This is a genomic window from Azospirillum sp. B4, assembly GCF_000333275.1.
GTDB lineage: Bacteria > Pseudomonadota > Alphaproteobacteria > Azospirillales > Azospirillaceae > Nitrospirillum.
The window spans coordinates 1-1,584 of the sequence record NZ_BACU01000446.1 but is presented as its reverse complement, the minus strand read 5'-3'; the positions used below and the strand labels follow the sequence as shown (position 1 = coordinate 1,584).

The 1,584-nt window shown below is 70.1% G+C and carries 2 protein-coding genes and 1 pseudogene; all 3 read right to left on the bottom strand.

All coding sequences use genetic code 11. The annotated features are described in order from the left end of the window. Positions 1-233: 233 nt before the first annotated feature. The gene (locus I55_RS19435) at positions 234-851 is read right to left on the bottom strand and encodes a response regulator transcription factor (RefSeq protein ID WP_044562239.1); all 618 of its coding nucleotides are present in this window, start codon (positions 849-851) and stop codon (positions 234-236) included. 21 nt (positions 852-872) lie between these two features. Continuing rightward, the gene (locus tag I55_RS19430; protein WP_044562238.1) at positions 873-1,328 is read right to left on the bottom strand and encodes a sensor histidine kinase; all 456 of its coding nucleotides are present in this window, start codon (positions 1,326-1,328) and stop codon (positions 873-875) included. Beyond that, a pseudogene (locus I55_RS34905) lies at positions 1,306-1,584 on the bottom strand (hypothetical protein); the annotation flags it as partial. The pseudogene I55_RS34905 and the gene I55_RS19430, both read right to left, overlap by 23 nt.

Here is a 1,584-nt window from a genome sequence, read left to right as displayed (position 1 = left end):
AGCCAGGCGGCGGATGAGATACACGCTGTCCAGGCGACCGAGACGGTGCTGCGAAGTTCAGCGGATTCCAGAGTGGTCGTCNAGCAGCAAGGGCAGGCCGCGCAGGTAGCCCAGCGCCGATAGCCAGAACACACACCCCAGCAGAACAAGAATCCCGACCTGTCGTCCCGTCAACATCCAACCAATCCTCCCTGGCGCCGTCCTCCGTTCCAGGATACGCGCGAGCGGGCCGGTCAGCTCACCCCCATTTCAATGGATAGGCGGATCAGGTCGGCGGTGCGGGCCACGCCCAGCTTCGCCTTGATGGTGGTGCAGGTGTTGGCGATGGTCTTGTAGCCCACGCCCAGCTCGGTGGCGATTTCCGCCAGCGCCCGGCCTTCCCCCAGCAGGCGCAGGATTTCCAGGTCGCGTTCCGTCAGGCGCTGGGTGGGGTGGCCGGCCGGCATGCCGTGCACGGCCAGTTCCTGGGCGATCTCATTCTCCACATAGCGGCCGCCCTCGGCCAGGCGGCGGATGGCGGCCAGCAGTTCGTCCGGGTCGGCGTTCTTGCTCATGTAACCCTTGGCGCCGGCGGCCAGCGCGCGGGAGGCGTACAGCGCCTCGGCGTGCATGCTGAAGACCAGGACGCGGGCCGCTGGATCCTCGATCAGCAGGCGCTGCAGCAACTCCAGCCCCCCTACGCCGGGCAGGTTGAGATCCAGCAGCACGATGTCCGGCCGGTCCTCGCGATAGCGGGCCAGGGCGTCGCGGCCGGTGGCGGCCTCAGCGATGGTGACGCCGGGCAGGGGGGCCAGCAGGCGCCGGAGGCCGGAGCGCACGATGGCGTGGTCGTCGACAAGCAGCAGTTTCATGCCTTGGGTTCCCTCGCGCGGTCACGCCGCCTGTTGTGTCGCCGGGGCCAGCAGGGCGCGCACGCGCACGCCGCCCTCCGGCCGGTTTCCCACCTCCAGGCTGCCGCCCAGGGCGGCCACCCGTTCCGCCATGCCGCGCAGGCCGTAGCCGGTATTCGGCACGCTCCCCTCCGGTGGCAGGCCCTCGCCATCGTCCATGACCTCGACCTCCGCGCCGCCGGTCGGGGCGGGGGTCACGGTGACGGTGATGGCGCGGGGGCTGCCGTGGCGGATGGCGTTGCTCAGGCTTTCCTGCACCACGCGATAGGCGGCGGTGTCGCCGGCCTCCCCCAGGCCGAGGTTCGGTGCCACGGTCACGGCGATGGTCACCTCCGGCCGGCGGGAACGCCAGAAAGCCGCCAGATTGTCGAGTGCCGCACCCAGGCCCAGGTCGCTGAGGCCAGGCGGACGCAGGCGGGCCAGGACCCGTCTGGTCATAGACGAAGGCCATGCCACCGGTCATGCCGGCCGCGAAGTTGTCACCCACGCCGCCCAGGATGACCACCATGCCACCGGTCATGTACTCGCAGCCGTTGGAGCCGCAGCCCTCCACCACCACCGTGGCACCGGAGTTGCGGACGGCGAAGCGCTCACCCGCCTGGCCGGCAGCGAACAGCTTGCCCGCCGTGGCCCCGTACAGCACGGTGTTGCCGATGATGGTGTTCTCGTTCGACTTCAGCGGCGTGGGCGTCAT